Genomic DNA, 4,615 nt, shown 5'->3' with positions numbered 1-4,615 from the left:
AGCTCGCCGAGGCTTTCGACAGCCGCTTTGACATGATCTTCCTCCCCCACCGATACACCACCACTGCTGATCACCAGATCGGCATGTTCAGCGGCATCCTTCAATGCATTGCGTGTAGCGTCTGGATCATCCTGGATAATTCCCGGGAAAACCACATCAACGCCCATCGGCTCCAGCAAACCCTGAAGGGTAAAGTAGTTGGAGTTGAAGATTTTTCCGGGACCACAGGGCTGTCCAGGCAGCACCAGTTCATCACCGGTCGTCAGCACCGCCACTTTAATTCTGCGGAAGACATTCACCTTAGGAACACCCACCGAGGCGATCACGCCCAGATGGCGACCATCAAGCACGGTACCTTGAGCAACAACACAATTGCCCGGCTGAATATCCTGCCCTGCCGGGCGGATATGATCCCCCTCTTCGGGATGAATCAGCAGCTGAATATCATCCCCCACCCGTCGGCACTGCTCCTGCATAATCACGGCATCGGCACCGGGCGGGATCTCTGAACCCGTAAAGATACGGGCGGCCGTGCCCGGCTCAAGGCTCTGCCCCTGTTCGCCCGCAGCGATACGCTGGCTAATTGGGATGAGCAAGCTTTCCGGTAGGGATGTTGTGTTCACCGCATAGCCGTCCATTGCGCTGTTATCCGCAGGTGGGACGGAAATTGCGGAGCACACATCAGCGGCCAGCACACGACCAACAGCCTGATCAAGCGCAAGCTCCTCCGTACCGGAGACAACGCTGGCAGACTCCAGCAGCTTTTCTAACGCTGTGTTAAAAGGCATTAAACGATCGTAATCACAGCTACAGGCAGTCATAAAATCTCTCCGGCAATCGGGTCGTACAGGTCTTTCAGACGAAATTTCTATGCATCAATCAGGAACGGGAACCACACGCCGTGTTCACATTCGGCATCACCATCTCAACAAAATTGCACGGGCGATGACGGGCATCCAACTGTTCACGGATGATTTTTTCCCACGCAGTTTTACAGGCTTTAGGTGATCCCGGCATGGCAAAGATCACCGTACGGTTGGCAACACCTGCAACCGCGCGTGACTGAATGGTCGACGTGCCAATCTCGTCATAAGAGATCTGGCGGAACAGCTCACCATAACCTTCAACCTGTTTATCAAACAATGGCGTCAGCGCTTCCGGCGTGGTGTCACGCGCGGTAAATCCAGTACCACCGGTCACCAGAATAATGTGGACTTCAGGCTGCGCGATCCATTGAGACACCACAGAACGCAGTTGATAGATACAATCAGGTTTGATTTCACGCCACCACAAGGCGTGGCCAGCATCGGTGACACACTGTTGCAGCGTGTCGCCGGACGTGTCGGTCTCCAGTGTGCGGGTGTCAGAAACGGTTAATACCGCAATGTTGAGCGGCTGAAAAACCGCGTCTTTTTTTGCGTGCCCCATCTGGAGTCTCCATTGGAATCATCATTAGTACACCGGCTGGCATCTGCGTTGTCACTTTGCAGCTGCTCCAGTCGATGCTCAAGTTGTTCAATCACCTCTGCAAATTCTTCCGGCGAGGCTTTTTCACCAAGACGCTTTTTATGGCCTTGTTCATATAACTTCACGTGCTGATCGGCTTCCACATCACACTTCGCCAGACACGCCGCGACGCAGTGCATCTGGCAGCCATCAATCGCGATAATGTCACGCCCTGACTGTGCCGTTTTTACTAACGCAGGAACACCACCGCCGACACCCGAAATACAGGACATTTCGGCCTTGCCCTGATGATCAAGATGCACTGCGACATCGTTAGCCAGCTGCGCCACGCTGGAACAACCCGAGCAGGCATAGACTAACGGCAGGTCGCGGCGTTTCATCCCATTAATCCTTTCAAACCGGTCACACTCAGGATGGTCAGATGGCATCCATCGACTTCAAGTAGCCCACGACTTTTGAAATCACGCATCACACGAGAGAAGGTTTCCGGCTGCATCGCCAGCCTTGCGGCAATCAGTTGCTTGGCCACCGGCAACTTCACCTCCACCCGTTCTTCGTCACCTTTTACCAGGCTAAGCAAAAAGCGGATCACCCGATGAGATGCACTTTGCAGTGTCAGGGTTTCGATCTCCGCCATGCTGTTTTGTAAACGACAGGCCATCGCCGCCAATACGCCAAAACAACTTTCTGAGGAATCGCGCAACAGACGTTGATAGATATTGCTGCTTAGAGAGATCACCTGACTATGCTCAATCGCACTCGCATTCACCGGATAGTGATGCTCAGCCATAAACATGGCGGCCTCGCCCACGGCATTATCCGGTGTCAGGACATTCATCACGATTTCGCGGCCTTCCGAGGTCAAACGAAACAGTTTTATACTGCCCTGTAACACGATGAAGAAACGCTCGGCTTCACCATCTTGCTGGAATAACGTTTGATCCGCTTTCAGATCAATCAGGCGGGAATGACTGGTGAGCGCATGAAACTGTTCATCGTTAAGCGCTGCGAGCAGCGTATGCTGGCGAATCTGCTGAAGCGCCTCGGTCATCATGGTCTCTTTGTCACCGATTTTATTCATCGCTCACTTAGCCCCCGGTCATGTTCATAAACCGCAACACCTGCGGGGCATCATCCTCAGCAAACTGATGGCCCTCCGGACGGCGGATGATTGCATCACGAATCAGTGCTTCGATGCGTTGAGATTCTCCGGGATAGCGTCGCAGGACCGCACGCAAGTCCACTGAGTTTTCCTGCCCCAGACAAAGCAGAAGACGTCCTTCGGCAGTCACCCTTAAGCGATTGCAACTGGAACAGAAGTTGTGACTATGAGGCGAGATAAAGCCGATCCGTCCCTTCGCATCTGGAATACGGTAATAGCGGGATGGCCCGCCGGTAGTATCCGTGCTTGGCAACAACGTGTAGGCGCTTTCCACCACTTGTCGTACATCATCGCTGGAACAATATGCTTGCTTGCGATCATGGGTCTGAATCTGCCCCAGCGGCATCTCTTCAATAAAGCTGATGTCGATATTGCGCTGCTGGGCATACTCCACCAGCGGCAGAATTTCGTCATCGTTGTGATTTTTCATCACCACAGCATTGAGCTTGATTCGCTCAAACCCCGTTTCCACCGCGGTATCGATACCCGCCATCACCTGATGCAACATGTCGCGCCGTGTCATCTTTGCAAAGCGCTCTGGATTGAGGCTATCGAGGCTGACGTTAATGCGCTTCAGGCCTGCATCTTTCAGTGGCTTGGCAAATTTACTCAGCTGAGAGCCGTTGGTGGTCAGGGTCACTTCGTCCAACCCCGGTAGTGCGGAAAGTCTGGCGATCAGATCAACAATACCACGACGTACCAGCGGCTCACCGCCAGTCAGACGGATACGTTTAATCCCCAGATTAACGAAAGACTCACCCAGTGTGGCCAGCTCTTCCAATGAAAGCACTTTAGCCCGTGGCAAAAACTGCATATCTTCAGCCATGCAGTAAACACAACGAAAATCACAGCGGTCAGTTACGGATAAACGGATGTAATCGATCTTGCGACCGTAACCGTCAATCAACTGTGTTTCGGGTGTGTTCATAGCTGAACTCCTGGGAAAGTAATTGCAATCGATTATCGCAACGCGCCCAAGGCTCAGGTATACCTCACAGGTGGTAAGAAAGAGGTGTATCAGGGATAGGTATAAGTCTCGGCATGTCCCGTTTTATAGGGCTTAGCGGACAGTTTTCAGATACCCCTATCGGTAGGAATCTGAGGCAAGAATAAAGCACATTCTATTGATTTAGCGCAGCATTTGAGGAACGCCCCTAGCCATGGCATTTCTTAAATACCGAAATGCCTAACCAGAGTCCATAAGCCATAAGTGGTTAATACTCAGACGCCGTACGCTTCTATAGCGCGGATGCTCAAACCGGAACGTACCGGTTAGATATACTCCACGCCGCTGGTTGTTAGCCCGGTTAAATTTATATTCTGCGTATTCAAAGCCAACTCTGATGCCATGATTCCCAAGCTCACATTCGTAAATTCACCGGACTCTAATCGCTGTACAAATGAACTTTTAACACTGTCACTCGGCGCTATGCCAACCACATTCAAATACAGCCGATCAACAACGCTCTCGTTAGTGGTCACCCCAGCGGCATTCATCGCCAGCGCCATAAGCTCCTCGGAGGAATTACCCGAATCTAGATACCGGATTCCAATCCCCATGTAATTTTGATTTTGTACACTGGCAGCACCAAACACGGCACCGATGATTTTAGCAACCGCCCCCGCATTGCCATCGAGATCCAGTGCCACATTGATGTCGCTGAAGCTTAACCTTTCTATATTCTCTAGCTGATCTGAGCCATCTGCTCCAATGACGGTGGCATTACCTTGGGTACTTTGGGCGATGCTATAAGCAGATTTACTGCCATTAAACACGGCGGTATCGACCCCACTCTTTCCATCGATCTGGTCATTGCCACCTCCGCCCTCCAACACATTATTGGCGGCGTTTCCGGCCAGAAAATCATCGTAGGATGTGCCAATTGCATTTTCGATCGTTACGCCAAACGCGATAGCGATGTTATCTTCTGCTTGTGTAAGCGGGCCACTGTATGTCATCTGACGCTGCCCAATATCACTATAGCT

At 51.9% G+C, this 4,615-nt stretch carries 5 protein-coding genes and 1 pseudogene; all 6 read right to left on the bottom strand.

Annotation, left to right across the window (positions count from 1 at the left end; genetic code table 11):
- Window positions 1-821: molybdopterin molybdotransferase MoeA (locus tag ABYW01_RS14770; protein ID WP_372834040.1), on the bottom strand; the 821-nt coding region annotated here is incomplete at its 3' end.
- 58 nt (window positions 822-879) lie between these two features.
- On the bottom strand, window positions 880-1,428 hold the full coding sequence (gene moaB / locus ABYW01_RS14765; protein WP_193954999.1) for a molybdenum cofactor biosynthesis protein B: 549 nt from the start codon (window positions 1,426-1,428) through the stop codon (window positions 880-882).
- Window positions 1,374-1,847 (bottom strand): putative zinc-binding protein, encoded by a 474-nt coding sequence (locus ABYW01_RS14760; protein ID WP_372834037.1) that lies wholly within the window; start codon window positions 1,845-1,847, stop codon window positions 1,374-1,376. The genes moaB and ABYW01_RS14760 overlap by 55 nt, the downstream gene beginning before the upstream one ends.
- Window positions 1,844-2,548: a Crp/Fnr family transcriptional regulator gene (locus ABYW01_RS14755; RefSeq protein WP_372834034.1), complete on the bottom strand. Its 705-nt coding sequence runs from the start codon at window positions 2,546-2,548 to the stop codon at window positions 1,844-1,846. The genes ABYW01_RS14760 and ABYW01_RS14755 overlap by 4 nt, the downstream gene beginning before the upstream one ends.
- Before the next feature lie 7 nt (window positions 2,549-2,555).
- Entirely contained in the window at window positions 2,556-3,557 is a 1,002-nt protein-coding gene (gene moaA, locus ABYW01_RS14750) for a GTP 3',8-cyclase MoaA (RefSeq protein WP_372834032.1), read from the bottom strand.
- Between the two features lie 344 nt (window positions 3,558-3,901).
- Window positions 3,902-4,615, bottom strand: a pseudogene (locus tag ABYW01_RS14745) (hypothetical protein); the annotation flags it as partial.

The organism is Pontibacterium sp. (assembly GCF_041587635.1).
In the GTDB taxonomy this organism is placed as follows: Bacteria; Pseudomonadota; Gammaproteobacteria; order Pseudomonadales; family Balneatricaceae; genus Pontibacterium.
The sequence above is the reverse complement of the archived record's forward strand: the minus strand, read 5'-3'. Positions and strand labels throughout refer to the sequence as shown.

What these genes read in the sequence shown, in the direction of transcription:
- ABYW01_RS14760 (WP_372834037.1), bottom strand. Translation starts at nt 1,847, where the DNA reads ATGAAACGCCGCGACCTGCCGTTAGTCTATGCCTGCTCGGGTTGTTCC.
- ABYW01_RS14755 (WP_372834034.1), bottom strand. Translation starts at nt 2,548, where the DNA reads ATGAATAAAATCGGTGACAAAGAGACCATGATGACCGAGGCGCTTCAG.
- moaA (WP_372834032.1), bottom strand. Translation starts at nt 3,557, where the DNA reads ATGAACACACCCGAAACACAGTTGATTGACGGTTACGGTCGCAAGATC.
- moaB (WP_193954999.1), bottom strand. Translation starts at nt 1,428, where the DNA reads ATGGGGCACGCAAAAAAAGACGCGGTTTTTCAGCCGCTCAACATTGCG.